Below are 25,423 nucleotides of genomic sequence, written 5' to 3'. Positions count from 1 at the left end.
ACTGAAGGTGAGGGCGCGACGTGACGAGCGACAACAGCCGGACCGAATTTCGGGCGGAGATTGGCGAACGCGTCTTCCAGCACCTGCGGACGAACGGCATCGAGCCGTCGCCGCGGGCCTATGAAGTCTTTTTCGTCCACTTCTCCGGCGAGAACACCGCGCTCAGCAAGAGCGTGACCGAGATGCTGGCCGGCGGCCAGGTGCTGACGGTCGAGCAGATCGACGAGATCCACGGCAAGTATCTCGCCCCGAACCGTTTCGCGCATCAGGCCGAGAAGTCCGGCAATTCGCTGCTTGCCGAGATGGACGTCGTCATGGAGATGCTCGATCTCGCCGCGGGTTCGACGCGCCAGTACGGCCAGTCGCTCGAGGCGATCAGCGCCGACCTGAAGCATGATGTCGACCTGCAGCGCGTTCGGGAGATCGTCGTCCGGCTGGTCACCGCCACGCGCGAGACGCTGGCCACCAACCAGACACTGGAAGGGCGGCTGCGCGAGACGCGCAACGAGGTCCAGGACCTGCGCGAGACCCTCGAGGCGATCCGTACCGAGTCGCTGATCGACCCGCTGACGACGCTCGCCAACCGCAAGCACCTCGACCGTACGCTGCTCCAGGCCGTCGACCATGCCGCCGTGTCGGGCGAGAGCCTGACGGTCCTGATGATCGACGTCGACAAGTTCAAGGAGTTCAACGACACCTGGGGTCACCTGACGGGCGACCAGGTGCTCAGGCTGGTGGCCATGTCGATCAAGGGCGCCGTGCGCCCGCATGACACGGCCGGCCGCTTCGGCGGCGAGGAGTTCGCGATCGTGCTGCCGCGCTCGACGCTGAAGGGCGGCCACCTGGTGGCCGAGCGCATCCGGCAGACGGTGATGAGCCGCGAGCTGGTGAAGCGTTCGACCGGCGAGGCGCTGGGCCGCCTGACGGTGTCCATCGGCATCGCCAGCTTCTCCGGGGGCGACACCGCGGCCTTGCTGCTGGAGCGCGCCGACCGCTGCCTGCTGGAGGCCAAGCGGACCGGACGCAACAAGTGCGTCATCGAATCCGAGATCGCCGACACCTACCCCGAAGTGGCCTGACCCTTCGGCTGCCGCCTTCGCGGCGCTGCCCGGGCCAGGGCGATCCTCGCCGCGGCAGCCCGGGCCATGGCAAACCACTCGCGCATCACGTCGGGATCGTCGAACGCGTCCTCCGGCAGCCGGCGGTAGGTGCCGATCGACCGGCGCTCGCCCTTGCGCGTGCCGTAGCTGAAGACCTCGCAGCCCCGCTCCTCGAAGGCCGGCGCAGAAATCTCGTCCGCTTTAAGGTAGATCGTCCCGCCGGACTCCAGCGCGATCATCGCGTCACCGTCAAAGATGCCGTGGCCGCCAAACATGCGCTTGATGGCGAAAGGCCTTGCCGGCGCGAGGAGATCTTCCAGCGCGACCCGGTCCATGCCGGTGTCAGTGCGCGGAGGCGTGCTCTGGCTGCGCGGCGGGCGTGATCGCCACCGACTCGCCGCAGCCGCAGGCCGAGGTCTGGTTCGGGTTGTTGAAGACGAACTGCGAGGCGAGCTTCGTCGTCTGGAAGTCCATCTCGGTGCCGAGCAGGAAGAGCACGGCCCGTGCATCGATCAGCACCGTCGCGCCCTTGTCCTCGACGACCTCGTCGCCGGGCTTCACGTCGTCCGCCAGTTCCATCGTGTAGGACATGCCGGCGCATCCGCCATTGCGGACACCGACCCTGAGGCCGACCACCGGCCGGTCAGCGCCGGCCACGAGCGCCTTCACACGCTCTGCCGCTGCATCGGTGATCGACACCACCTTCAGCGAGGCAAACAGGGAACCCATCGTTTCAAGTCTCCTCGGCAAGCGGGTTCAAGGCCCGTGCGAAGCGATGTGCCTAACATAACAATGAAAGCATCGGTGTGAAGGGCGCGTTACACCAGTCCGTATCACACCTGACGCATGGCCACGAAGCCGGACGGCGGAAGAGGGTTGGGCGAGCCGCCGCCGTCATCCCCGGGCGGAGCCGCGCAGAGGCGGAGGGAAGGGATCCAGGGGAGGTCCGGGCGCTTGCGCGCTCCACGTCGGGAGCGGGCAAAAAAGCTGGCCTTTCTTCCCGCGCCTGCAGCGCGCCGGGGATGACAAGCAATGAGCGTTGCTCAGACCGCCGGCACGTCTCCCCTCGTCCACCCCTCCTTCACGCCCGCCACATGGTCCTCCAGCCGAGCTTCGGCAATGGCGGCCCGCAGCCCGGCCGTGAGGTCCTGGTAGTAGGCCAGGTTCACCCAGGTCAGCAGCATCATTCCGAGGATCTCGCCTGCCTTCACGAGATGGTGGAGATAGGCGCGGCTGTAGTCGCGCGCTGCCGGGCAGGACGACTCCGGGTCGAGCGGGCGCGTGTCGTCGACATGGCGGGCATTGCGCAGGTTCACCTTGCCAAAGCGCGTGTAGGCCAGGCCGTGCCGGCCGGCGCGGGTCGGCATGACGCAGTCGAACATGTCGACGCCGCGCCGCACGGATTCCACGATGTCGTCGGGCGTGCCGACACCCATCAGGTAGCGCGGCTTCTCCTTCGGGAGATGCGGCTCCACGGCCTCTATCATGGCGAGCATCACATCCTGCGGCTCGCCGACCGCCAGCCCGCCGATGGCGTAGCCTTTCAGGTCCATGTCCGTCAGCGCCCGGGCGCTCTCAACCCGCAGCCGCTCGACGGCACCACCCTGCACGATGCCGAACATGGCCTTGCCCGGCTGGTCTCCGAAAGCAGTCTTGCAGCGCTCCGCCCAGCGCAGCGAAAGCTGCATGGCGCGCTCGGCCTCCTCGTCGGAGCAGGGCAGGCGCACGCATTCGTCGAGCTGCATCTGGATGTCGGAGCCGAGCAGGCCCTGGATCTCGATGGAGCGCTCGGGCGTAAGGTCGTGCTTCGATCCGTCGACATGGCTCTGGAACGTCACGCCCCGCTCGTTCAGCTTGCGCAACTGGGCGAGCGACATCACCTGAAATCCGCCGGAATCCGTCAGGATCGGGTGCGGCCAGTTCATCATCCGGTGCAGCCCGCCGAGCCGCGCCACCCGCTCGGCACCCGGCCGCAGCATCAGGTGGTAGGTGTTGCCCAGCACGATGTCGGCGCCCAGCTCGCGCACCTGCTGCGGGTACATCGCCTTCACCGTACCCGCCGTCCCGACCGGCATGAAGGCCGGCGTGCGGACCGTCCCGCGCGGCATGGAGATCGCGCCCGTGCGTGCGCGACCGTCAGTGGCGTGGACGGCGAAGGTGAACCGGTCTTCGGTGGAATCACGGTTCATCGGGCGCTGCCCTCCACTGACGGAAACAGCAAGCTCGCATCCCCGTACGAGTAGAACCGGTACCCCTCCTCGATAGCGTGCGCATAGGCGGCCTTCATGGTCTCCAGTCCGGAGAAGGCCGAGACCAGCATGAAGAGCGTCGAGCGCGGCAGGTGGAAGTTGGTTATGAGCGCGTCCACGACCCTGAAGCGGTAGCCGGGCGTGATGAAGATGTCCGTCGTGCCCTGCCAGGGCGGGACGGTGCCGTCCGGCTGCGCGGCGCTTTCCAGCAGCCGCAGCGAGGTTGTGCCGACCGAGACGATCCGCCCTCCCCCGGCGCGCGCCGCCGCGATGGCCCGTGACGTTGCGGGCGACACCTCGCCCCACTCGGAGTGCATGCGGTGATCGCGAGTGTCCTCCGCCTTCACCGGCAGGAAGGTCCCCGCTCCCACATGCAGTGTGACACGGGCGGTGCCGATGCCGCGCTCAGCAAGTCTCTGCATCAACTCGGGCGTGAAGTGCAGTCCGGCCGTGGGCGCGGCGACGGCACCGTCCTTCTCGGCGAAGAGCGTCTGGTAGTCGCGCCGGTCGGCCTCGTCCTCCCCCCGCTTGGCGGCGATGTAGGGCGGCAGCGGCATGTGGCCGTGCAGGGCGATCGCCTCGTCCAGCGCCGGGCCGGAGAGGTCGAAGCGCAGCAGCACCTCGCCCCCCTCACCGCGCTCCATCACCTCGGCGTCGAGGCCAGCGAGCAGGCACGCCATGCTCTCCGTCTCCTGGCCGAAGGCGATGCGGTCGCCCACCGCGAGCCGCTTTGCCGGACGCACGAAGGCGCGCCAGCGGTCCGGCGCCTCACGCAGGTGCAGCGTGGCCTCGATGTGCGCGACGGTCTCCCCCCTGCGGCGCACGCCGGACAGGCGGGCCGGGATGACGCGGGTGTCATTGACGACGAGGAGGTCGCCGGGTGCCAGCAGGCCGGGAAGGTCGCGCACGACGCGGTCGCGCAGCATGGGCAATGCCCGGGGATCGACGACGAGCAGCTTTGCGCTGTCCCGCGGCTGGGCAGGCCTGAGGGCGATTCGGTCTTCCGGAAGGTCGAAGTCGAAAAGATCCACGTTCATGATGCGCGCATCAACTCAACCGCGGCAACTACAAGCAATTATGCCGCTCATTACGGACACTCAATTCTTTCAACAATGGGTATATTTTCAACCATCTGACGAATACCCGCTTGCCGTCCCGCATTCGCTGCTGTCTGCTCGGGTTGCCTTTCCTGGAGTGCGTTTGCAACGCGAGCCTGGGCTTGCAGGGACGGGCGTCATTTCAGAACGTCGACATTGAAAGGATCGGCCGGCCCCTCGGGACCGGCCGGTCTGACGTCGTTTTCCGTCTCAGGCCGCCTGGTCGGCGGTGCGGGCCGTGACGATCCTGTCGGGATCGCGCACGGGCTCGCCGCGCTTGAACTGGTCGACGTTCTCCATGCCCTCGGTCACGCGGCCCCACACCGTGTACTGGCGGTCGAGGAAGCGGGCGTCATCGAAGCAGATGAAGAACTGCGAGTTGGCGCTGTCGGGGTTCTGCGAACGGGCCATCGAGCACACGCCGCGCACGTGCGGCTCGGTGTTAAACTCGGCCTTCAGGTTGGGGAGCTTGGAGCCGCCCATGCCGGTACCGGTGGGATCCCCACCCTGGGCCATGAAGCCGTCGATGACACGGTGGAAGACCACGCCGTCATAGAACTGCGAGTTGGCCAGTTCGCGGATGCGCGCGACATGGTTCGGCGCCACTTCGGGCAGGAGCTCGATGACGACGCGGCCTTTGCTCGTCTCGAGGATGAGGGTGTTCTCGGGTGTCGCCATGGTCATCTCCTTGCGGCGTTCCGGATGGGGGAGCGCCGGCCTCACTGGCCGGCGGCGAGCTTCATCGAGATGATCTTGTCGGGATTCTTGACCGAGCCGTTGTCGGCCTGATCGCCCTTCTTGATCTTGTCCACCACGTCCATGCCGGACACGACCTCGCCGATGACCGTGTACTTTCCGTTCAGGAAGGACGCGTCGCCGAAGCAGATGAAGAACTGGGAGTTCGCGGAATTGGGGTCCTGCGAACGGGCCATGCCCACGGTACCGCGCTTGAACGGCGTCTTGGTGAACTCGGCCGGGATGTCGGGCAGGTCCGAGCCGCCCATGCCGGTGCCTGTGGGATCGCCGGTCTGCGCCATGAAGCCGTCGATGACACGGTGGAAGACGACGCCGTTGTAGAAGCCCTTCTTCACCAGCGTCTTGATCTGCGCCACGTGCTTGGGCGCCAGGTCGGGACGCAGCCGGATGGTGATCGGGCCGTCCTTCGTCGTCAGGACGACCGTGTTCTGGGCATCCTCCTTGGTCTGGGCGCGCGCGCCCGGCGCGGCGAGGGTGAGGCCGGCACACAGGGCGGCGGCGAGCATCATGAAGCGCAGCATGGATCCTCCTGGATAGTGTGTTCTGGCGAGGCTCACGCCCTTGGCGGGAAACGGTGCGCCAGGCGTTGTGCGACTGTGGCGGGTACGAAGCGGCCGACATCGCCGCCCATCGCGGCGATCTGGCGGACGAGCGTGGCCGTGATGGGCCGGACCATGGGCGAGGCCGGCAGGAAAACCGTTTGGATCTCGGGCGCCATGGCTTCGTTCATCCCGGCGAGCTGCATCTCGTAGTCGAGGTCGGTGCCGTCGCGCAGGCCGCGGATGAAGATGGTGGCTCCGGCCCGGCGCGCCGCGCTGACGGCGAGGTCGTCGAACGTCACGACGTCGAGAGACGCCCCCGCCTCCCGCGCCAGCCGGCCGAACTCGTCGCGGATCATCTCCGCGCGCTCCTCGGCGGTGAAGAGCGGCGCCTTGCCGGGGTGAACGCCGATCGCCACCACCAGCCTGTCGACGAGACGGCAGGCGTGACGAACCACGTCCAGATGCCCGTTGGTCACGGGATCGAAGGACCCGGCATAGAAGGCCGTGCGGGGCGCTGGCGTCGACATGGGCCAAGGGCTTTAAGCCTTCCGCAACGCTGCGACAAGCCGCGCCGGACGCGGCCGGGGGGCGCGGGCTGGCCGGACCCGCCGATTGCGTCGATACTGATGGCATGGAGGCCCTGTTCCACGCCCACGCTGCGCTGCTCTTCGGAAGCGCGCTCGTCCTGCTCGGCATCCTGTCGAGCCTGCTCGCATCCCGCTTTGGGGTGCCGCTGCTGCTCGTCTTCCTGGGCGTCGGCATGCTGGCCGGCGAAGACGGGCCGGGCGCCGTCTCCTTCGGCAATTACGGCATGACCTACATGGTCGGCTCCGCCGCGCTCGCCATCATCCTCTTCGACGGCGGGCTGCGCACCCGCTTCGCCATGGTCCGCGCCGTGCTGGCGCCGGCCGGGCTGCTCGCCTCCGTCGGCGTGGCGATCACGGCCGGCCTCACTGGCGCCGCCACCGCCCTGCTGCTGCGCCTCGACTGGCTGCCCGCTTTGCTCGTCGGCGCGATCGTGGCCTCGACCGACGCGGCCGTCGTGTTCTTCCTCCTGCGCTCTGGCGGGCTACAGCTGAAGCGGCGCGTCGGCGCCATGCTGGAGGTCGAATCGAGCACGAACGACCCCTTCGCCGTGCTCCTGACCGTCATCCTCGTGGAGCTCGCGCTCGGAACCACAGGCAGCGGATCCTCCGCGCAGATCGCCGGAGAGATCGTGTTCGAGGTCCTGCTCGGCCTCGTGCTCGGCGTCGGCGGCGGCATGATGATGACCCTGGCGCTGAACCGGCTGACCCTGCCCTCCGGGCTGCACCCGGTGTTCGTGATCGCCTGTGCCGTCGTGCTCTTCGCCTTCACCCAGATGGCGGGGGCGAGCGGCTTCCTGTGCGTCTACGTGGCCGGGCTCGTGCTGGGCAACCGGCCGCTGCGCGCCTATGCGAGCATCGTCTCCTTCCACGACGCCGCCACGTGGCTGTGCCAGATCGTCATGTTCACGCTGCTGGGCCTGCTGGTGACGCCGTCCAAGCTCGTGCCTCTGCTGCTACCGGCGACGGCGCTGGCGCTCTTTCTCATCTTCGTCGGGCGGCCTGCCGCCGTCTTCGCATCGCTGGCGCCCTTCGGCTTCTCGCGCCGGGAGATGACCTTCGTCTCCTGGGTGGGGCTGCGTGGCGGCGTCAGCATCTTCCTCGCCACCATCCCGGTGCTGGCTGGGCTGCCGGGGTCCGACACGTTCTTCAACGTCGCCTTCGTCGTCGTCGTCGTGTCGCTGGTCGTGCAGGGCTGGAGCGTGCCGGCGGCGGCACGGCGCCTCGGCGTGGCATTGCGCGACCCCGCGCCGGAGGTGCAGCGCATCGACCTCGACCTGCCAGGCCAGCTCGATTCGGAGCTCGTCGGCTATCCGGTGCTGGTCAACAGCGCCGCCGCCCGCCACCGCGCCCTGCCGCCCTGGGTGAAGCCGGTTCTGGTGGTGCGCAACGGCGAGGTGATGCAGGCGAGCGAGGCCGGCGCCCTCGTGCCGCGCGACTACGCCTATTTCCTCGCCCCCACCCGGCGCCTGGGCCGGCTCGACCGCTTCTTCGCGGTGGACGGCTCGCCCGCTGCGCCGGAACCGCTGCCCGAGTTCCCCTTCGACGCCAACCTGAAGGTCGGCGAGGTCGCGCTCCTCTACGGGCTGGACGCGGGCTCTGGCGAAGCGACGCAGAGCATCGCCGACCTCTTCGCCGAGCGCCTCGACGGCGTGCCGCAGGAGGGGGACCGGATCGACCTCGGCGCGGCCACGCTGATCGCCCACGACGTCGTCGACGACCGCGTGCGGCTGGCCGGGCTGGTGCTGGAAGCCGAGCCCGAGAGCGCGGAAGCCGCCGGCGCGGCCCCGCCTCCCGCCGGCCTGTGGCCCCGCCTGACCGCTGCCCTCAGCGCCGGGCTGAAGCAGCTGCGGCGGGCCTAGGTCCGTTCGCCCCGGACCGCGCGTCTTCGGACACGCTTCAGGCCCGCAAGAGCGGGTCTGAAGACCCGCGCTCCGGACCGCGCGTTTTTCGGTCCCGCCCTGCTCTACTCCACGTCCTCCACCTCGACCTCGCCGCCATAGACGCGCTGGGCCAGTGCGGCTTCCATGAAGGGGTCGAGCTCGCCGTCGAGCACGTCGCCAGGGCTTGTGGAGGTGGCGCCGGTGCGCAGGTCCTTCACCAGCTGGTAGGGCTGCAACACGTAGGAGCGGATCTGGTGGCCCCAGCCGATGTCGGTCTTGGAGGCCGCCTCGGCGCTCGCCTTTTCCTCGCGGATCTGCAGCTCGCGCTCGTAAAGGCGGGCGCGCAGCATGTCCCACGCCTTGGCGCGGTTCTTGTGCTGCGAGCGCTCCTGCTGGCAGGCGACGACGATGCCGGTGGGAAGGTGCGTGATGCGCACCGCCGAATCCGTCGTGTTCACGTGCTGGCCGCCGGCGCCGGACGAGCGATAGGTGTCGATGCGGCAGTCGCTCTCCTTCACGTCGATCTGGATGCGGTCGTCGATCACCGGGTACACCCAGACGGAGGCGAAGCTGGTGTGCCGCCTTGCGTTGGAATCGAAGGGCGAGATGCGCACCAGCCGGTGCACGCCGCTCTCCGTCTTCGACCAGCCATAGGCGTTGTGGCCCTTGATCAGGAGCGTGGCGCCCTTGATGCCGGCCTCCTCGCCGTCCTGCTCCTCGATGAGCTCGACCTTGTAGCCGCGGCGCTCTGCCCAGCGCGTATACATGCGCGCCAGCATCTGCGCCCAGTCCTGGCTCTCGGTGCCGCCGGCCCCGGCATGCACCTCGAGATAGGCGTCGTTGCCGTCGGCCTCGCCCGACAGCAGCGTCTCCACCTGCCGGCGGGCCGCCTCGGCCTGCACGGCGCGGATGCCCGCCTCCCCCTCGGCCACGGCCGCGGTATCTCCCTCGGCATCGCCGAGCTCGATGAAGGTGATGGCATCCTCGAGGTCGCGCTCCAGCCGCGCGATGGCGCCGAGCTGGTCCTCCAGGTCGGTGCGCTCGCGCATCAGCTTCTGTGCGGCCTCTGGGTCGTTCCAGAGCGTGGGATCCTCGGAGCGGGCGTTCAGCTCCGCCAGGCGTCGTGTGGCAGCATCGACGTCAAAGATGCCTCCTCAGCAGTCCCACGGACTGCTTGGCGGCATCGACGAGCGCTTCAATCTCGGCGCGCATCTCGGGGTCTCTTTTGTATGTGCGGGCGGGAGGGAGTGAGCCCTCGACGCGGGAGACGGGAGATAGCGAGGGCGGGGGGCGGTGTCAAAGGGGGGTGGGGGCTCCCCACCCCTGACGATCCCCTCACCTCTCCTGCACGCGCCGGTTTGTGGCGCAACCGGCGCTCTGCCGCATAGCCTCTCCCGGCCGGCCTCCATGATTGGGAGCGCGCCGGGCTGAGTTGCGGGACGGGGAATGGCGGAGGACGGCCCCGCCCGGAGCGCCGCAGGTGCGCAGGGAAAGGGAGCCCAGTCGGCCCCAAATCCGAGAAGCGCGTCTGGAGACGCGCGCTCCGTAGCTACCCCGTTGTCATTCCCGGCCGGAGCGCCGAAGGCGCGGAGGGGAAGGGAACCCAGGGGCCACTAGTTGAGCCGGCGAAAAGGACTCTGGATCCCCTTCCCGGCCCTTCGGGCCGCTGGGGATGACAAGGCATGTCGACGCAGCTGGCGGCGAGGAGAGAGCTTGTCGGCGCCGGGCTTCCCCCTCCCTGCCCTCCCCCGTGAACGGGGGAGGGTTTCTCGCGCCTTTTCGCTCCCCCGCGAAAGGGGCAGCGTTTCCTGAGCCTCTCAGGACGGAGGGAGCGGGCTTTGTGCCCGCACTCCTCCAATTAGGCGCGTCTGGAGACGCGCGCTCCTTAGCTCCCCCGTTGTCATTCCCGGCCGGAGCGCCGCAGGCGCGGAGGGGAAGGGAATTCAGGGGCCACTCGTAGAGCCGGCGAAAAGGACTCTGGATCCCCTTCCCGGCCCTTCGGGCCGCCGGGGATGACAAGGCATGTCGACGCACGTGGCGGCGGAGGACAGACGTTCCCGGGCTTCCCCCACCCTGCCCCCCCCCGTGAACGGGGGAGGGTTTCGCTCGCCCTGTCGGGCGGGGGCGGAGCGCGGGTCTTCAGGCCCCGCGCCTCCCGATCAGGCGCGTCCGGGGACGTGCGGTCCTGGCGTCAGCCCCCCGACAGCGCCGACTTGGCCTTGGACCACCAGCCGGCCTTGCGGGGCGCGGCGGGCTCGGAGCCGATGAGGACCGGCTCGGTCGTGATCGGCTCCGGCAGCGGGGCCGCTTCCTCGGCCGGGGCCTCGACAGGAGCCTCGGCAGGAGGCTTTGCCGGGGAAGCCTCGGCGGCCCGCGGCGGCGGGGCTGGCTCGGACACGGCAGGCTCCGGCGGGCGGGCTGCGGCGGCTGCGGGCTCGGCTGCGGCGGCCGGCGCGGCGGCCCGGCTGCGGCTGGCCCTGGCGGGAGCCCGTGCGGGCGCCGCCTCGACCGGCGCCGCGGCGGGAGACGCCTCGGCGGCCACGGCGTCGCCCTCCGTTGCCTTGGGCTTGCGGGCCCGGCTGCGGCGGGGCTTCGGCGCGGGAGCCTCGGCGTCGGGCTCCGGCGCGGCTGCAGCGACGTTCTCGGCCACCTCCGCCACCTCGGCGATGGAGACGACGCCGTCATCGGCCGAATCGGCGACCTCGCCCTCCCCGGCCTCGGCCGTCACGACACCGGCCTCGTCCTCGCGGCGGGTGCGGCGACCGCCCCTGCGGCCGCGGCGGCGGCGGCCGTTGCGGTCGGCCTCGGCCGCGCGCTCGCCGCCCTCGGCAGCCATGGGGCGCTCGCCCTCGGCCTCGTCGCCCTCATCGGGCTCGAAGGTGGCGGTGCCGGTGAACGGAGCGCCTGTGACGTCCGGCTGCGGCGCATCGATCGGCATGGGCGCGCCACCCTCCGGCCTCCCGCCACGCCTGCGGCGGCGGCGGCGCCTGCGGCGGCCATTTCCCTCGCCGGCATCGGCGGCGTCGCGCCGCTCGGGATGCTCGGGCCGGTCACCGCGCTCGGGGCGGCTGTCGCGGCGCGCCGGGCGGGCTTCCGCCTCGGCCTCGGCCTCGACTTCCTCGTCGTCCTCGGGCTCCTCCACGGCCTCGTCCGCCAGATCCTCGGGCATGACGACCGAGTCAACCTGGACGAAGGCGGCGATCGGCTTGGGATTGAGCACGGCCTCGCCGCGCTCGACGGTGAAGGCGTGCTGGCCGGACTGCCCGTCGTCGGCGAGGATCGTGATGTCGACGCCGAACCGGTCCTCCAGCCCGCGCAGGTGCGAGCGCTTCTGGTTGAGGATGTACAGCGCCACTTCGGTCCGCGTGCGGACGATGAGGTGGTGGCCGTTGTTCTTGATCAGCGTCTCCTCCACCGAGCGCAGCACGTGCAGCGCGACGGAGGGGACGGCGCGGACGATGCCGGCGCCGGCGCAGTGCGGGCACGGCACGGTGGAGCCTTCCAGCACGCCGGTGCGGATGCGCTGGCGCGACATCTCCATCAGGCCGAAGGCGGAGATGCGGCCGACCTGGATGCGGGCGCGGTCGTTCTTGAGCGCGTCCTTCAGGCGGCGCTCGACCGACCTGTTGTTGCGCTTCTCCTCCATGTCGATGAAGTCGATGACAATGAGGCCGGCGAGATCGCGCAGGCGAAGCTGGCGGGAGACCTCGTCGGCCGCCTCCATGTTCGTCTTGAGCGCGGTGTCCTCGATGTTGTGCTCGCGCGTGGCGCGGCCGGAGTTGACGTCGATGGCGACGAGCGCCTCGGTCTGGTTGATGACGATGTAGCCGCCCGACTTCAGCGTCACCTGGTTGGAGAACATCGCGTCGAGCTGCGATTCCACGCCGAACTTGGCGAAGATCGGCTGGACCTCCTTGTAGGGCTTCACGTTCTTGGCATGGCTCGGCATGAGCATGCGCATGAACTCCTTGGCGTCGCGATAGGCCGCGTCGCCGGAGACAAGCACCTCGTCGATGTCCTTGTTATAGAGGTCGCGGATGGCGCGCTTGACGAGCGAGCCCTCCTCGTAGACCAGCGCCGGCGCGGAGGACTGCAGCGTCAGCTCGCGCACCGTCTCCCACAGGCGCATCAGGTACTCGAAGTCGCGCTTGATCTCCGCCTTGGTGCGGGAGGCACCGGCGGTGCGCAGGATGACGCCCATCCCCTCCGGCACGTCGAGCTCCTGCGCCACGCTCTTCAGGCGCTTGCGGTCGACGGCATTGGTGATCTTGCGGGAGATGCCGCCGCCGCGCCCGGTGTTGGGCATCAGCACGGAGTAGCGGCCGGCGAGCGACAGATATGTCGTCAGCGCGGCGCCCTTGTTGCCGCGCTCTTCCTTGACGACCTGCACGAGCAGCACCTGACGGCGCTTGATCACTTCCTGGATCTTGTACTGGCGCCTGGACTGGCGGGGCCGCTCCGGCACCTCCTCCAGCGCGTCGCCGGAGCCCACCTGCTCGATGACCTCCTCCTCCTCGCCGCCATGGTCGGCGTCGCCGTCGTCATCGGCGGCGTGGCCGGCGCCCGGCTCGGCGGCGTCCTCGGAGACGCTCTCGCCGTTCTCGGCGTCCTTGGCGCGCGGGCCGCCGGGCTTGCCGCGCCGGCGGCGGTTGCGGCCGCGGCCTTCCTCGTCGGCCTCGGCGTCACGCTCCTGGCGGGCCTCCTCGGCCAGCAGGGCCTGCCGGTCGGCGATCGGGATCTGGTAGTAGTCGGGGTGGATCTCGCTGAAGGCGAGGAAGCCGTGGCGGTTGCCGCCGTAATCCACGAACGCCGCCTGGAGCGACGGTTCGACCCGGATCACCTTGGCGAGATAGATGTTACCGCGGAGCTGCTTCTTGTTGGCGGACTCGAAGTCGAATTCTTCGACCCGGGTTCCACGGACCACCACGACCCGGGTCTCCTCCGGGTGCGAGGCGTCGATGAGCATCTTGTTGGCCATGAGGAACTCTCGATGGCGCTGCTCCCGCTGGTCGGCCAGGCTTGTCGTACAGGGTTGCGCCGGGCCGAACGGGGTCGGGTCCCGGCGGGGATGTGATGACAAGAGAACGGACGAAAACGGAAGCGGCGCACGGTTGTCGCCCCGACGGGACGAGGGGATGGTACGCGCTGTGAAGGGAAAGCTGGGAGCGAGCCGGCCTGACCCGATGACGGCGCGAAGGGCGGTGAAGAACCGCTTCGACTTCGATGACACGCCGGGTCTCGAGCACGCCGCTCACCCTCAGAAAGACGTCTTTACGGACCGGCCACCCCGGGCAAAGACTGGCAGGCCAGCCGCGCCGTGATGACCGTCGCCCCGCGGCCTGCGACGACGCGCTTGGCGGAGCATTGTGCCGCGCTGCGGAATTGACCCGGGCCAGGGAGAGCGACGATGCGCGGGCGGCCGGGTGGACACGGGATTTCAAGGAAAGCCCAGTCCGGAATGAGCAAACGCGACATTCCCCTCATAGCGAGCGAATACCCTCTTTGGCAAGTCTCAGTTCCATGTGGCTTAAGCGCCACAAAGATCGGAAACCACTTGTGGATCGGTGACGTTCGATTAACCAAAGCCGGCCTATAGCCTAGTTTAAACGGTGTTCCCGGCCCTGCCGGGGCGGATGCGGTTTGGGCGGAGGCGATGGGCGGCGGTTTGAGGCGTTGGAGACGGTTCTGGCCAGGCTTGGCGCTGGTGGCGCTGATGGCGTGCGTTCACGGCCTTCCCGCCCTCGCACAGGGGCAGGCGCCCGCCGTTCCGATGCCCCCGCCGGTCGCGTTCGGCACGGATCTGTCCGCCGACGGCACCTCGACCCGGCTCACTTTCACCCTGTCCGCGCCTGTGCCGGGCACGGTGGCCGTTCTCGACCGGCCGGACCGCATCGTCGTCGATCTGCCCGAGGTCAACTTCCAGATCCCTGTGGAGGACGGCCGCAAGGCTCGCGGTCTCGTCAAGTCGGTCCGCTACGGCATGGTCGCGCCGGGCCGCTCCCGGGTTGTGGTCGAGCTCGCCGGGCCCGCCCTGCCCGGCCCTCTCACGAACGAAACGATTCTCGGCGGCGCAGCCGTCAACATGAGCCTCGAGCTGAAACGCGCTGACCGCGAGCAGTTCGCCAAGGTCGCCGCCTCGCAGCGCAAGGAGCAGGTCACAGGAACCGTCAGCAGCCCTGTGATGGGCGGCGACGACCGGCCGGTGGTCGTGCTCGATCCCGGCCATGGCGGCATCGACACGGGCGCGATCGGGCTGACCGACACGATCGAAAAGGACGTCGTGCTGTCCTTCGCCAAAACCCTCAAGACGAAGCTCGAGCGTACAGGACAGGTGCGCGTCGTGCTCACGCGAGCCGACGACACCTTCGTCAGCCTCGCGGATCGGGTGGAGATCGCGCGGGCCCACGGCGCCGCGCTCTTCGTGTCGATCCACGCTGACACGCTCACGCACGGACCCGAGGTGCGCGGCCTGACCGTTTATACCAATTCCGAACGCCCGTCGGACTCGGAGGCGGCCCGCGTCGCCGAATCGGAGAACCAGGCTGACGCGCTGGCCGGGGTCGAGTCGCACCAGGAGACCGAGGACGTCGCCGGTATTCTCGGTGACCTGACGCTGCGCGAGACTCGTACCTATTCGCACCTTTTCGCGAAGACGCTCGTGGGCCGCATGGCCGAGGCGGCCAAGCTCAACAAGAACCCCCACCGCTCGGCGCGCTTCCTGGTGCTGCGCGCACCCGACGTGCCATCGGTCCTGGTCGAGCTCGGCTACCTGTCCAGCAAGACCGACGTGGACCTGCTGCGGCAGGATTCCTGGCGGGAGAAGGCAGCCGAAACGGTCTCCAGCGCGGTGACTGCGTTCCTCGCGCCACGCGTCGCCGCAAAGGCGGAAACGCCCCAGAACTGAACGGGCTGGCGTCGTCTTTTCAACACAATGCGCCCGCAGGGCTTGTGCAGCGCGATAAACCGTGTCACCGGCGTAACGGCGGTGGTAAACTGCTGATGGCAGCAGCCTCCGGGTGCGACCCCCGGCGGTGCGGGAGCGCCAAGGCGCGGGCCGGAAGACCTCACCGGGGTCGCGGTTGTGCCTTGCGGAGCGAGCGGTAGGCGCGCTCCGTGGCGAGAGACGAGAGAAGCGACGCAGACCCTATGCGCTATGTTCTTCGCCTGTTCGGCATCCTCTTCACCGCCGGCGCGATCGTCTTCGTGATCGGCGCGGCGGGAGCCGGCTTCCTTTACTGGAAGTTCTCGAAGGATCTTCCCGACTATAGCCAGCTCGCCAATTACGAGCCCGCGGTGATGACGCGCGTGCACGCGGCGGACGGAAGCCTGCTTGCGGAATACGCACGCGAGCGGCGGTTGTTCATTCCCATCCGCGCCGTGCCGAAAATGATGGTGGCGGCCTTCCTGTCGGCCGAGGACAAGAACTTTTACCGTCATTCTGGGGTCGATCCCGAGGGGATCATGCGCGCCGCGGTTTATTTCGTGAAGCGCGACAAGGGCCAGCGCCCACAGGGTGCGTCGACCATCACGCAGCAGGTCGCCAAGAACTTCCTGCTGTCCAACGAGCAGACCTTCGATCGCAAGATCAAGGAGATGATCGTCGCGCTGAGGATCGAGAACACCTACACCAAGGACAAGATCCTCGAGCTCTACCTCAACGAGATCTACCTCGGCCTGGGCAATTACGGCATCGCCGCAGCGTCCCTGAACTATTTCGGCAAGTCCGTGCACGAGCTGTCGCTGGCCGAGGCCGCGTACCTCGCGGCCCTGCCCAAGGCTCCCAACAACTATCACCCGTTCCGCTTCAAGGATGCCGCGATCGGTCGCCGCAATTGGGTCATCGACCGCATGGTCGAGAACGGTTACGTCACCCGCGAGGATGGCGAGAAGGCCAAGAAGGAGCCGCTCGAGGTCAATCCGCGCAACCTTTCGCCCAACTCCTACGCCGCCGGCTTCTTTGCCGAGGAGGTGCGCCGGCAGCTCGCCGACACCTATGGCGAGAAGAAGCTCTACGATGGCGGCCTGTCCGTCCGCACCACGCTCGATCCCAAGATGCAGCTGATGGCGCGCAAGGCGCTCGCCGACGGCCTCGTCCGCTACGACGAGGCGCATGGCTGGCGCGGTGCCATTCAGCGTCTCAACCTGACAGGTGGCGACTGGGGTGTGGCCCTGGCCGACGTTCCGGCGCTGGGAGACGTGCAGCCCTGGCAGCTGGCGGTCGTTCTCGACGTGACCGACGCCGGGGTCAAGATCGGGCTCCAGCCGGGCCGTTCCGCTTCCGGCCAGGTGCTGCGCGACCGTGAGACCGGCATCATCACGCCCGACGGGGCGAAGTGGACGCGCAAGCCGCCGAAGCAGGTCTTCTCGCCCGGCGACGTGATCTATGCCGAGGCGGTCGACGGCAAGCCGGGACAGTACCGCCTGCGCCAGCTGCCGGAGATTTCCGGCGCGCTCGTCGCCATGGACCCCTATACCGGCCGCGTGCTGGCCATGGTCGGCGGCTTCTCCTACGACCAGTCCAAGTTCAACCGCGCGACACAGGCGCTGCGGCAGCCGGGCTCGTCCTTCAAGCCCTTCGTCTACGCTACGGCGCTCGATAACGGCTACACGCCCTCCAGCGTCGTGCTCGACGCGCCCATCGAGATCGACCAGGGCGGCGACCTCGGCGTGTGGCGGCCGGAGAACTACGACGGCAAGTCGACCGGGCCGCACACGCTGCGCTACGGCATCGAGCACTCCAAGAACCAGATGACGGTGCGCCTGGCGCAGGACGTCGGCATGCCGCTGATTTCCGAGTATGCCAAGCGCTTCGGTATCTACGACGACATGCTGCCGGTGCTGGCCATGTCGCTCGGAGCCGGCGAGACGACCGTGCTGCGCATGACGACCGCCTATTCGATGTTCGTGAACGGCGGGAAGCGCATTAAGCCGACTCTGATCGACCGCATCCAGGACCGCGAGGGCGCGACGATGTACCGGCACGACGAGCGCCAGTGCGTCGGCTGCGACACCGAGAAGTACGCGGGCCAGGACGAGCCGAAGCTCATCGACAAGCGCGAGCAGGTGATCGATCCGCTCACCGCCTACCAGGTCGTCTCGATGCTGGAGGGCGTGGTGCAGCGCGGCACGGGCCAGGCGGTCAAGGAGGTCGGCAAACCCCTCGCGGGCAAAACCGGCACCACCAACGATGCCAAGGACGTGTGGTTCGTCGGCTTCTCGCCCGACCTCGCGGTGGGCGTCTTCATGGGCTATGACAAGCCGCGCTCGCTGGGCGACAGCGCCACCGCCGGCGTCTACGCCGCGCCCATCTTCCGCGATTTCATGAAGGTCGCGCTCGCCGATAAGCCGGCAACTCCGTTCCGCGTGCCGCCCGGCATCAAGCTGATCCGCGTGTCGTCGGCCACGGGCATGCGTGCAGGCCCGGGTGACCCCGGCGCGATCCTCGAGGCCTTCAAGCCCGGCACGTCACCGCCAGACACCTACTCGGTCATCGGCGCCTCGGCGCCCTCCGGGTCCGTGACGCCGGAGGCCGACAGGGCCGTGGGCGCGGGGACCGGCGGGCTGTACTGACGCCGGACCAAACGGGGTTGCTTCACCTCGTGCAGCATTGACGGGGTTTCAATGAGGGGCGGGGCTGACCCCGCCCGCTCTTTTTCATCAATCCGGCCGGCGCCGCTCTCCGTCGGGCTGGAGGATGCCGGGATGCTCGTCGGGGGCCGGGGCGCCCTCCTCGTCGGGGCTCGACCGCCCGCCATGCAAGATCGCGCCGCCCTGCCCCAGCGCTCCGGTGCCGGACCCGTGGCCGGGTGGAGTGCCGGGGGCATATTCGTCTCCTGCGCCGCCAGACGCTGGCCCTCCGCCGCCGAAGCCTTCGCGCGCACGCGGCCAGTCCGAGCCCCAGCCTCCGAGGTCGTGGTCTTCTCCACCCAGCTGCGGATCGTCGGCGCGGCCCTCTCCGGCCTCGTCGAGTTTCCGGATGCGGCCATAGTCGCTGCCCTGGACGGGCGAGCCACCCTGGCCGCGGTGCTGCTGGTACCGGTACGTCTCGTCCGGACGGGTTCCGTCCGGCCCGACGCTGCCTTCCGACGGCGCATCGGCGCCACTTCGCTTCTGGTCCTCGGCCATGGCCTTCGCTTCCTCTCGCTGCGGGGGTTGGGCGGCCAACGTGCCCCCCGGCGGCGGGTTCCTTTGCGACGGGATGGTCGCAGGCCGGGAACATTGCCGGCCGAACTGCCGTTTGGAATCCGACGCGGCCAGTCCGCCCGCTTTGGAGCGCTCGCAGGAGCGAAACGACCATGACCGATTTCCAGGACCATCTTCCCGGTGACCGCTATTCCGATGACGGCCTCGCCGATCGCGCAGCTCTCGCCAGGCGGGCACAGGCTCGGGTCGAGGTTGCCAAGGCCCCCGGTAATGGGGGCGGACTGGATCCCGAGATGATGTCCTTCGGCCTGAAGCTCGCCTTCGGCGTGGCGCTGTTCCAGCTCTCGCTCATGGCGACGCTGTTCGGCCACTACACCCGCGGCTGACCTTCCGAAGCGGCTCAGTGCGCCGCTCGCGCTGGCCCTTCCCGCACTTTCCCGCTACCCATGCGGCGGGGCATGCAGGAGACCGGCCATGACGCAATTCCACCCGGCTGCACTGGACGCATCCACCGATCCGCTCGGCCCGGCCGACGGGCCGGCCATCGATACGGTGATCATCCCCCGGGCGCGTGACCTCGGCGGCTTTGAAGTGCGCCGCGCGCTTCCCGCCGCGTCCCGCCAGATGGTCGGGCCCTTCATTTTCTGGGACCAGATGGGTCCGGCCGTGTTCCGCGCCGGTCAGGGCATCGACGTCCGGCCGCATCCGCATATCGGACTGGCGACCCTCACCTACCTGTTTGAAGGGCAGATCCTTCACCGGGACAGCCTTGGCAGCCTGCAGGCCATCGATCCCGGCGAGGTGAACTGGATGACCGCCGGTCGCGGCATCGTTCACTCCGAGCGTACCGCGCCGGAGGTCCGGCAGAACGAGGCGACGCTGTTCGGAATCCAGTCCTGGATCGCGCTGCCCGAGCGCCACGAGGAGACGGACCCCGGCTTCAGCCATCATGCGTCCGGCGACATGCCGACGCTGGAGGCGGAGGGCAAGACGGTGCGCGTCATCGTCGGCAATGCCTACGGAGCATCCTCGCCCGTCCGGACCTATTCCGAGACGCTCTACGTCGACGCCGTCCTCGCCGACGGCGCCCGCCTTCCCATCCCTGCCGAGCACGAGGAGCGCGCCCTCTACGTGGCGACCGGCGCGATCCATGTCGGACAGGACCGCTTCGGCCCTGCCAGTCTCGTCGTGCTGAAGGCGGGCGTTCCCGTGACCATCACTGCCGAGGGAGCCACGCGCGTGCTGCTCTTCGGCGGCGAGCCCATGGATGGGCCGCGCTACATCTGGTGGAACTTCGTATCCCGCTCGAAAGACCGCATCGAGCAGGCCAAGGCGGACTGGCGTGCCGGCCGCTTCCAGGCGGTGCCGGATGAGACGGAGTTCATCCCGCTCCCCGACTGAGCGACGCAGCGCCCTTGCGCTGGCGGGCGGCCTTTGCCAAGAGGAGCCCGCCATGCTCCACGTCAACGACCTCACCTTCCGTATCGGGCCGCGGGTCCTGTTCGACCGTGCCACCGTCGCCATCCCCGGCGGAGCGCGGGTCGGCTTCGTCGGCCGCAACGGCACGGGCAAGACGACACTGTTCCGCATCCTGCGGGGCGAAGTGTCTCCGGAGGGCGGCTCGGTCAGCATCGGCCGGGGCCTGCGGATCGGCTCCGTGGCCCAGGAGGCTCCCGGCGGGCCTGAGAGCCTCATCGAGGTCGTGCTCGCCGCCGACACCGAGCGCGCGGCCTTGCTGGCCGAGGCGGAGACCGCCACCGACCCTCACCGCATCGCCGAGATTCAGACACGGCTCGCCGACATCGGCGCACACGCCGCGCCGGCCCGTGCGGCAGGCATCCTGCACGGGCTGGGCTTCGACACCGAAGCGCAGGCACGGCCCTGCTCGTCCTTTTCGGGCGGCTGGCGCATGCGCGTGGCGCTCGCTGCCGTCCTCTTCGCCGAGCCGGACCTGTTGCTGCTGGACGAGCCCACCAACTACCTCGACCTCGAGGGCACGCTGTGGCTGATGTCCTACCTCGCCCGCTACCCCCACACGGTGCTGGTGATCAGCCACGACCGCGACCTCCTCAACCAGTCGGTCGACCAGATCCTGCATCTCGACCAGGGACGCCTGACGCTGTGGCGCGGCGGCTACGACCAGTTCGAACGGCAGCGGGCGGAACAGCAGGCCCTGCAAGCGAAGCTGCGCAAGAAGCAGGAGGACGAGCGCAAGCACCTGCAGGCCTTCGTCGACCGCTTCCGGGCCAAGGCCTCGAAGGCCAAGCAGGCGCAGTCCCGCGTCAAGCGGCTGGAGAAGATGCAGCCGGTCGCCGCCCTCGTGGACAGCGACGTGCTGCCCTTCCATTTCCCCTCGTCGGAGCGCCCGCTCTCGCCGCCCATCGTCGCGATGGAAGGGGCCAGCGCCGGCTATGGCGACGCGACCGTGCTGTCGCGCCTCTCGGTTTCGGTTGCCGACGATGACCGCATCGGGCTGCTCGGCTCCAACGGCAACGGCAAGTCGACCTTCGCCAAGCTGGTGGCCGGGCGCATGGAGGCGCTGGCCGGCACCGTACGCCGCTCGTCGAAGCTGCAGGTGGCCTATTTCGCCCAGCACCAGCTCGACGAACTGAATCCGGCTGCGACATCCTACCGGCATGTCGCCGACCTGATGCAGGATGCACCCGAAGCAAGGGTGAGGGCTCGCTGCGCGCAGATGGGCTTCCCCGGCTCGAAGGCGGACACGCCGGTGTCTCAGATCTCCGGCGGCGAGAAGGCCCGCCTGCTCATGGGCCTCGCCACGTTCGGCGGGCCTCATCTGCTGATCCTCGACGAGCCCACCAACCACCTCGACATCGATTCCCGGGCAGCCTTGATGGAGGCCATCAACGACTTTCAAGGCGCGGTGATCCTGATTTCGCACGACCGCTTCCTGCTGGAGGCCTGCGCGGACCGGCTCTGGCTGGTGGCGAACGGCACTGTGAAGCCGTTCGACGACGACCTCGACGGCTACCGCAAGCTGGTGCTGGAGGGCACGGAGCCGCGCTCGGGCCAGGGAAGGCAGGCCGAGGACGCCCGCGCCTCGCAGGCCGAACAGCGCCGCGAAGCCGCCGGAAAACGTGTGGCGCTCGCGCCATTGCGCAAGCGGATCGAGGCTGTCGAGGCCCGCATGGCGAAGCTGAACGGGCTGATGGAGAAGGTCGACAGCGTCCTCGCCGATCCGAAGACGTTTCAGACCGATCCAGCCAAGGCTTCGCAGCTTTCCGCCCAGCGGGCTGAGCTGGAGCGCGGCCTTTTGGCAGCCGAAGAGGAATGGCTCGCTTTGTCTGGCGAGTACGAGGAAGCGCTCGCGTCCTGAGCGTACACTCCTGGACCGCGGCGCGCCGCTACCGCACGACCTGGATGAGCCGGTTGTTGCGGAACAGGTACAGCGCCTTCCCGGTCGGCTCCATGTAGAGCATCGTCGTCTCGCGCTTCGCCGCCGGGCTCGACCCCGTCTGCACGCTGAGGGGTTCGCCCTTCACAGCGACAAGCTCGCACTCGGTGAGGCCGAGCAATCCGTCGCCCTCGCGGCCGCGGAAGGTGGCGGGATCGATCGAGAGGTCGGCGGTGCACCGGCCGTCCTCGCCGACCACGGCCTCGCTGGTGGCGACGCGGGCCGTGGCGGACTTGTCGTTGACGAAGCCGGACATCTCCATCGCGCAGCCGCCGAGGACGAGTGGCATCGCTGCTGCGAAAACGAGTCCGGTTCCCCGGACAAGCCTCGATTGGATCACGCTTTCTTCTCCCATCGTCCGCGCTCGTCCTGCTGCCAGTAGGTCGGCTGCAGGGAGCGCGCCTTCAGCTGCGCCCACATCGCCCTCGCACCCGCGACGGCGTCGTCGTCATTGCCGTCGAAGAGAACCACCAGGCGCTCATACGTTTCGATCTCGCCCGGCAGTTGGGCTCCCTCGACGAGGAAACGCACCTGGGCGCCGTTGGGGTTCGTCTCCGCCAGGGTGAGCACCACCTGCTCCGCTGCGGCGTCGGGATCGCGGTCGGTCCCGTGCGGCAGGAAGCTTTCGTCGGCATAGGTCCAGAGGTGGTCGTCGAGCGCCTGCAGGCGCTCCGGCGAGGTGGCCTGCACGACGGCTTTCCAGCCGCGTTGCAGGGAGCGCTCGAGCAGCGTCGGCAGCACGCCCTCCAGCGGCTGCCGCTGCAAGTGGTAGAAGAGGATCTCTGCCACTGCGCCCCTTCCGCGTCAGCCTTCGTAGTGGTCGGCGACGAGCCTCTCCAGCAGCCGGACGCCCCAGCCGGAGGCCCAGCTGGTGTTGATGTCGCTGGACGGCGATCCCATGCCCGTCCCGGCAATGTCGAGATGCGCCCAGGGCGTATCACCGACGTAGCGCTTCAGGAACTGGGCGGCCGTGATCGAACTCGCCTGACGGCCGGCCGAGTTCTTCATGTCTGCGAACTTGGAGTCGATCATCTTGTCGTAGGCGGCCCCGAGCGGCATGCGCCACACCGTTTCGCCGGTCGCCTTGCCTGCCGCGGCCAACCTCTCCGCGAGAGTGTCGTCGTTGCAGAAGAGGCCGGCATTCTCGGCACCTAGGGCCACGATGATGGCTCCCGTCAGCGTGGCGAGGTTGACCATGAAGACCGGCTTGTACTGCTCCTGCACGTACCAGAGCAGGTCGGCGAGGACGAGGCGGCCCTCGGCGTCGGTGTTGATGATCTCGATCGTCTGGCCGGACAGGCTCTTCACGATGTCGCCGGGGCGCTGGGCGTTGCCGTCCGGCATGTTCTCGACGAGCCCGATGATGCCGATGGCGTTCACCTTGGCCCGCCGGCTGGCCAGGGAGTGCATGAGGCCGACGACGCAGGCGGCGCCCGCCATGTCCCCCTTCATGTCCTCCATGCCCTGCGCCGGCTTGATGGAGATGCCTCCGGAATCGAAGCAGACGCCCTTGCCGACGAAGGCGACGGGCTTGGACTTGGCGCGCGCGCCGTTCCAGCGCATCACGACGACCCTGGGAACGTGCCGCGACCCCTGTGCAACGCCAAGCAGCGCACGCATGCCGATGGAGGCGAGCCGATCGCCATCCATCACCTCGACCTCGACGCCGAGTTTCTCGAGATCCTCGGCCCGGCGGGCGAACTCCGCGGGATAGAGCACGTTCGGCGGTTCATTGACGAGGTCCCGCGCCAGCACGACACCTTCCGCGAGACCGCTCCGCACCTTCCAGGCCTTCTTGGCGGCCGCGTGGTCCTCGAGTGCGAGCGTCAGCGTCACGGGGCCATCGGGCTCGTCGGTATCGCCCTTCTTCGTCTTGTAGCGATCGAAGCGGTAGCTGCGAAGCGAATATCCCATCGCAAAATCGGCCGTCGCCTGCGCGTCGGCTGGCCAGTCGGACGGCCCGGCGAGGATCACGGTGACAGCCTTCGCGCCCCCCACCCTGCCGGCCACCGTTCCACCGAGGTTGACGAAATTCTGCTCGGCTCGATCTTTCGCGCCTCCGATGCCGACGACGACGAGCCGGTCCGCCTGGAGACCGGTTGGCGCCACGAGCGAGACCACCGAGCCGGGCTTGCCGCGAAACGACTCGGCGGCGAACGCCCGGGACAGCACTTCGCCGATCGCCGGCCCCAGCAGGTCCCGCGCTCCGGGTGCCAAAGTGAGGTCATCCGCGACGAAAACGACCAGCGTGCCGGTCGCCGGAACGGCAGGACCGGAGAAGACGATTTTCAGGCGGTCCGGCATCGAGGGCGGCTCCAGCATTCACAAAACCGGGAGAGGCGATCGCGTCATGCAGCCCATGCCCGGTCTTCGCTTCATACCGGGACTGCCAGATCAATACCAGCGGCGGGGACCCGATTGCGCGGCCGTGCAATCGCCGCATTTGAGGTGCCTCCCCTGTTGGCTTGCGGGTGGCTGTGATCGAGGCTAGGGCTGGCGGCGGAAATTCGCATTCATGACGATCCTCGACCGATATATTTTCCGGACGGCCGCCCTCGCCTTCGTTGCGACGCTGGTCACGCTGACGGCTGTCATCTGGATTACGCAGGCCTTGCGTGAATTCGATCTGATGACGGCCAAGGGCCAGAGCCTGCTGATCTTTCTGACGGTGACGAGCCTCTCGATCCCGGCCCTGGTGACGATCATCGCCCCGGTCGCGCTGTTCATCGCGACCATCTACGCCCTCAACAAGCTGAACGGGGATTCGGAGCTGATCGTCATGAGCGCGGCAGGCGTGCCGCCGGCACGCGTCGCACGTCCTCTGGTGGCCCTGAGCCTGCTGGTCGTCGGGCTTGTCGCCTCGATGACGCTCTACGCCATGCCGGACAGTTTCCGGAGCTTGCGTAATCTCGTGACGCAGATCCGGGCCGATTTCGTCACCAAGATCGTCAAGGAGGGTGTCTTCACCACCCTCGATTCCGGCATCACGTTCCACTACCGCGAGCGTGCCGGGGACACGCTGCTCGGCATCTTCATGGAAGACCGGAGCGATCCCACCCGCACGAACGTCTACATCGCCGAGCGCGGCCAGACCGTCGACCTCCAGGGCTCGCCCTATCTCGTTCTGGAAAAGGGCAGCGTGCAGCGCGAGCAGCCGGGCGGAAACGACGCGGCCATCGTCGTGTTCGAGCGCTACGCCATCGACCTCAGCCAGTTCGGAAAGGACGACGGGGCGATCGTCTACAAGCCGCGCGAGCGCACCACGCAGGAACTGCTCAACCCCGACCCCAAGGACGAGTTCGCCCAGGAGCAGGCTGGGCGCTTCAGGTCCGAGCTTCACGACCGCTTCACCGGTCCGCTCTATCCTCTAGCGATGATGGCCATAGGCTTTGCCGCGCTCGGCCTGCCCCGCACGACCCGCCAGGGCCGCGGCGCGGCCATCGCCGCCGGCATCATCGCCGTCATCGTCATGCGCATCGCCGGCTTCGCCGCAACGAGCCTGACGGTTCATTCGAAATCGGCCATATTGCTGGTCTACGCCATTCCCGTGCTGTCGACGCTCCTCGCCTTCGGCTATGTCTGGTGGCAGACGCGAGCGTCGCGGTTCCGGTTCGTGCGCCGCCCCGCGCGGTTGCAAGCCGCCGGAGCCTGACG

The 25,423-nt window shown here is 68.6% G+C and carries 21 protein-coding genes; 8 read left to right on the top strand and 13 right to left on the bottom strand.

Going from position 1 to position 25,423, the window contains the following annotated elements:
* Positions 1-20 precede the first annotated feature (20 nt).
* Positions 21-1,079, top strand: coding sequence for a GGDEF domain-containing protein (locus AC5JCN_RS26665; RefSeq protein WP_495758185.1), 1,059 nt, complete (start codon positions 21-23; stop codon positions 1,077-1,079).
* Here AC5JCN_RS26665 and AC5JCN_RS26660 read toward each other — a convergent pair.
* The 7 genes from AC5JCN_RS26660 to coaD all read right to left on the bottom strand — a co-directional run bounded on the left by AC5JCN_RS26660 (position 1,061) and on the right by coaD (position 6,271).
* Complete coding sequence (locus AC5JCN_RS26660) at positions 1,061-1,435, bottom strand: TfoX/Sxy family protein (protein WP_495758184.1); 375 nt, start codon at positions 1,433-1,435, stop codon at positions 1,061-1,063. The two genes, AC5JCN_RS26665 and AC5JCN_RS26660, sit on opposite strands and share 19 nt — an antisense overlap.
* 7 nt (positions 1,436-1,442) lie before the next feature.
* Positions 1,443-1,829, bottom strand: a complete 387-nt coding sequence (locus AC5JCN_RS26655) for a HesB/IscA family protein (RefSeq protein ID WP_495758183.1) — start codon at positions 1,827-1,829, stop codon at positions 1,443-1,445.
* A gap of 314 nt (positions 1,830-2,143) precedes the next feature.
* Positions 2,144-3,289, bottom strand: a complete 1,146-nt coding sequence (gene tgt, locus AC5JCN_RS26650; protein WP_495758182.1) for a tRNA guanosine(34) transglycosylase Tgt — start codon at positions 3,287-3,289, stop codon at positions 2,144-2,146.
* Positions 3,286-4,386: a tRNA preQ1(34) S-adenosylmethionine ribosyltransferase-isomerase QueA gene (gene queA, locus AC5JCN_RS26645; RefSeq protein ID WP_495758181.1), complete on the bottom strand. Its 1,101-nt coding sequence runs from the start codon at positions 4,384-4,386 to the stop codon at positions 3,286-3,288. The genes tgt and queA overlap by 4 nt, the downstream gene beginning before the upstream one ends.
* Positions 4,387-4,656: 270 nt before the next feature.
* On the bottom strand, positions 4,657-5,124 hold the full coding sequence (locus tag AC5JCN_RS26640) for a peptidylprolyl isomerase (protein WP_495758180.1): 468 nt from the start codon (positions 5,122-5,124) through the stop codon (positions 4,657-4,659).
* Positions 5,125-5,165: 41 nt separating this feature from the next.
* Complete coding sequence (locus AC5JCN_RS26635; protein WP_495758179.1) at positions 5,166-5,723, bottom strand: peptidylprolyl isomerase; 558 nt, start codon at positions 5,721-5,723, stop codon at positions 5,166-5,168.
* A 32-nt stretch (positions 5,724-5,755) separates the two neighbouring features.
* Entirely contained in the window at positions 5,756-6,271 is a 516-nt protein-coding gene (coaD, locus tag AC5JCN_RS26630; RefSeq protein WP_495758178.1) for a pantetheine-phosphate adenylyltransferase, read from the bottom strand.
* 104 nt (positions 6,272-6,375) lie between these two features.
* Between coaD and AC5JCN_RS26625 the strand changes: the two genes are divergently transcribed.
* Entirely contained in the window at positions 6,376-8,190 is a 1,815-nt protein-coding gene (locus AC5JCN_RS26625; protein ID WP_495758177.1) for a potassium/proton antiporter, read from the top strand.
* Between the two features lie 104 nt (positions 8,191-8,294).
* On the opposite strand, the gene prfB is transcribed toward AC5JCN_RS26625, so the two are convergent.
* Positions 8,295-9,423, bottom strand: a protein-coding gene (prfB, locus tag AC5JCN_RS26620; protein ID WP_495758176.1) for a peptide chain release factor 2 whose coding sequence is annotated in 2 segments (ribosomal slippage) — positions 8,295-9,353 and positions 9,355-9,423 — 1,128 coding nt in all. Because the reading frame shifts where the segments join, the coding sequence is not laid out codon by codon here.
* A gap of 979 nt (positions 9,424-10,402) precedes the next feature.
* Entirely contained in the window at positions 10,403-13,189 is a 2,787-nt protein-coding gene (locus AC5JCN_RS26615; protein ID WP_495758175.1) for an Rne/Rng family ribonuclease, read from the bottom strand.
* A gap of 735 nt (positions 13,190-13,924) precedes the next feature.
* Between AC5JCN_RS26615 and AC5JCN_RS26610 the strand changes: the two genes are divergently transcribed.
* Both AC5JCN_RS26610 and AC5JCN_RS26605 read left to right on the top strand, forming a co-directional pair.
* Positions 13,925-15,115 carry an N-acetylmuramoyl-L-alanine amidase gene (locus tag AC5JCN_RS26610; RefSeq protein ID WP_495758174.1) on the top strand — a complete coding sequence of 397 codons (1,191 nt, stop codon included), beginning with the start codon at positions 13,925-13,927 and terminating at the stop codon, positions 15,113-15,115.
* 242 nt (positions 15,116-15,357) lie between these two features.
* Positions 15,358-17,781 (top strand): penicillin-binding protein 1A, encoded by a 2,424-nt coding sequence (locus AC5JCN_RS26605; protein WP_495758173.1) that lies wholly within the window; start codon positions 15,358-15,360, stop codon positions 17,779-17,781.
* Positions 17,782-17,868: 87 nt separating this feature from the next.
* On the opposite strand, the gene AC5JCN_RS26600 is transcribed toward AC5JCN_RS26605, so the two are convergent.
* On the bottom strand, positions 17,869-18,336 hold the full coding sequence (locus tag AC5JCN_RS26600; protein ID WP_495758172.1) for a hypothetical protein: 468 nt from the start codon (positions 18,334-18,336) through the stop codon (positions 17,869-17,871).
* Positions 18,337-18,506: 170 nt separating this feature from the next.
* Between AC5JCN_RS26600 and AC5JCN_RS26595 the strand changes: the two genes are divergently transcribed.
* From AC5JCN_RS26595 to AC5JCN_RS26585, 3 genes are all read left to right on the top strand, one after another.
* Positions 18,507-18,740: a hypothetical protein gene (locus tag AC5JCN_RS26595; protein WP_495758171.1), complete on the top strand. Its 234-nt coding sequence runs from the start codon at positions 18,507-18,509 to the stop codon at positions 18,738-18,740.
* 88 nt (positions 18,741-18,828) lie between these two features.
* Positions 18,829-19,755, top strand: a complete 927-nt coding sequence (locus AC5JCN_RS26590) for a pirin family protein (protein WP_495758170.1) — start codon at positions 18,829-18,831, stop codon at positions 19,753-19,755.
* 52 nt (positions 19,756-19,807) lie between these two features.
* Positions 19,808-21,691 carry an ABC-F family ATP-binding cassette domain-containing protein gene (locus tag AC5JCN_RS26585; protein WP_495758169.1) on the top strand — a complete coding sequence of 628 codons (1,884 nt, stop codon included), beginning with the start codon at positions 19,808-19,810 and terminating at the stop codon, positions 21,689-21,691.
* A 28-nt stretch (positions 21,692-21,719) separates the two neighbouring features.
* Here the strand turns inward: AC5JCN_RS26585 and AC5JCN_RS26580 are convergent, their stop codons facing one another.
* From AC5JCN_RS26580 to AC5JCN_RS26570, 3 genes are read right to left on the bottom strand one after another with little or no spacing between them, the layout of a single operon-like run.
* Entirely contained in the window at positions 21,720-22,109 is a 390-nt protein-coding gene (locus AC5JCN_RS26580) for a hypothetical protein (protein WP_495758168.1), read from the bottom strand.
* Entirely contained in the window at positions 22,106-22,558 is a 453-nt protein-coding gene (locus tag AC5JCN_RS26575; protein ID WP_495758167.1) for a DNA polymerase III subunit chi, read from the bottom strand. The genes AC5JCN_RS26580 and AC5JCN_RS26575 overlap by 4 nt, the downstream gene beginning before the upstream one ends.
* A 15-nt stretch (positions 22,559-22,573) precedes the next feature.
* Positions 22,574-24,073 (bottom strand): leucyl aminopeptidase, encoded by a 1,500-nt coding sequence (locus AC5JCN_RS26570; RefSeq protein ID WP_495758166.1) that lies wholly within the window; start codon positions 24,071-24,073, stop codon positions 22,574-22,576.
* Between the two features lie 211 nt (positions 24,074-24,284).
* Between AC5JCN_RS26570 and lptF the strand changes: the two genes are divergently transcribed.
* Positions 24,285-25,421, top strand: coding sequence for an LPS export ABC transporter permease LptF (gene lptF, locus AC5JCN_RS26565; RefSeq protein ID WP_495758165.1), 1,137 nt, complete (start codon positions 24,285-24,287; stop codon positions 25,419-25,421).
* The last annotated feature ends 2 nt before the right edge of the window (positions 25,422-25,423 follow it).

Source organism: Alsobacter sp. (assembly GCF_059501845.1).
This window is presented reverse-complemented; position numbering and strand designations above follow the sequence as displayed.

Excerpts from the sequence above, each read along its gene's own strand:
- AC5JCN_RS26585 (WP_495758169.1), top strand. The coding sequence starts at position 19,808 with ATGCTCCACGTCAACGACCTCACCTTCCGTATCGGGCCGCGGGTCCTG.
- AC5JCN_RS26635 (WP_495758179.1), bottom strand. The coding sequence starts at position 5,723 with ATGCTGCGCTTCATGATGCTCGCCGCCGCCCTGTGTGCCGGCCTCACC.
- queA (WP_495758181.1), bottom strand. The coding sequence starts at position 4,386 with ATGAACGTGGATCTTTTCGACTTCGACCTTCCGGAAGACCGAATCGCC.
- AC5JCN_RS26640 (WP_495758180.1), bottom strand. The coding sequence starts at position 5,124 with ATGGCGACACCCGAGAACACCCTCATCCTCGAGACGAGCAAAGGCCGC.
- tgt (WP_495758182.1), bottom strand. The coding sequence starts at position 3,289 with ATGAACCGTGATTCCACCGAAGACCGGTTCACCTTCGCCGTCCACGCC.
- AC5JCN_RS26590 (WP_495758170.1), top strand. The coding sequence starts at position 18,829 with ATGACGCAATTCCACCCGGCTGCACTGGACGCATCCACCGATCCGCTC.
- AC5JCN_RS26615 (WP_495758175.1), bottom strand. The coding sequence starts at position 13,189 with ATGGCCAACAAGATGCTCATCGACGCCTCGCACCCGGAGGAGACCCGG.
- lptF (WP_495758165.1), top strand. The coding sequence starts at position 24,285 with ATGACGATCCTCGACCGATATATTTTCCGGACGGCCGCCCTCGCCTTC.
- AC5JCN_RS26660 (WP_495758184.1), bottom strand. The coding sequence starts at position 1,435 with ATGGACCGGGTCGCGCTGGAAGATCTCCTCGCGCCGGCAAGGCCTTTC.
- coaD (WP_495758178.1), bottom strand. The coding sequence starts at position 6,271 with ATGTCGACGCCAGCGCCCCGCACGGCCTTCTATGCCGGGTCCTTCGAT.
- AC5JCN_RS26610 (WP_495758174.1), top strand. The coding sequence starts at position 13,925 with ATGGCGTGCGTTCACGGCCTTCCCGCCCTCGCACAGGGGCAGGCGCCC.
- AC5JCN_RS26570 (WP_495758166.1), bottom strand. The coding sequence starts at position 24,073 with ATGCCGGACCGCCTGAAAATCGTCTTCTCCGGTCCTGCCGTTCCGGCG.
- AC5JCN_RS26595 (WP_495758171.1), top strand. The coding sequence starts at position 18,507 with ATGACCGATTTCCAGGACCATCTTCCCGGTGACCGCTATTCCGATGAC.
- AC5JCN_RS26605 (WP_495758173.1), top strand. The coding sequence starts at position 15,358 with ATGCGCTATGTTCTTCGCCTGTTCGGCATCCTCTTCACCGCCGGCGCG.
- AC5JCN_RS26625 (WP_495758177.1), top strand. The coding sequence starts at position 6,376 with ATGGAGGCCCTGTTCCACGCCCACGCTGCGCTGCTCTTCGGAAGCGCG.
- AC5JCN_RS26655 (WP_495758183.1), bottom strand. The coding sequence starts at position 1,829 with ATGGGTTCCCTGTTTGCCTCGCTGAAGGTGGTGTCGATCACCGATGCA.
- AC5JCN_RS26600 (WP_495758172.1), bottom strand. The coding sequence starts at position 18,336 with ATGGCCGAGGACCAGAAGCGAAGTGGCGCCGATGCGCCGTCGGAAGGC.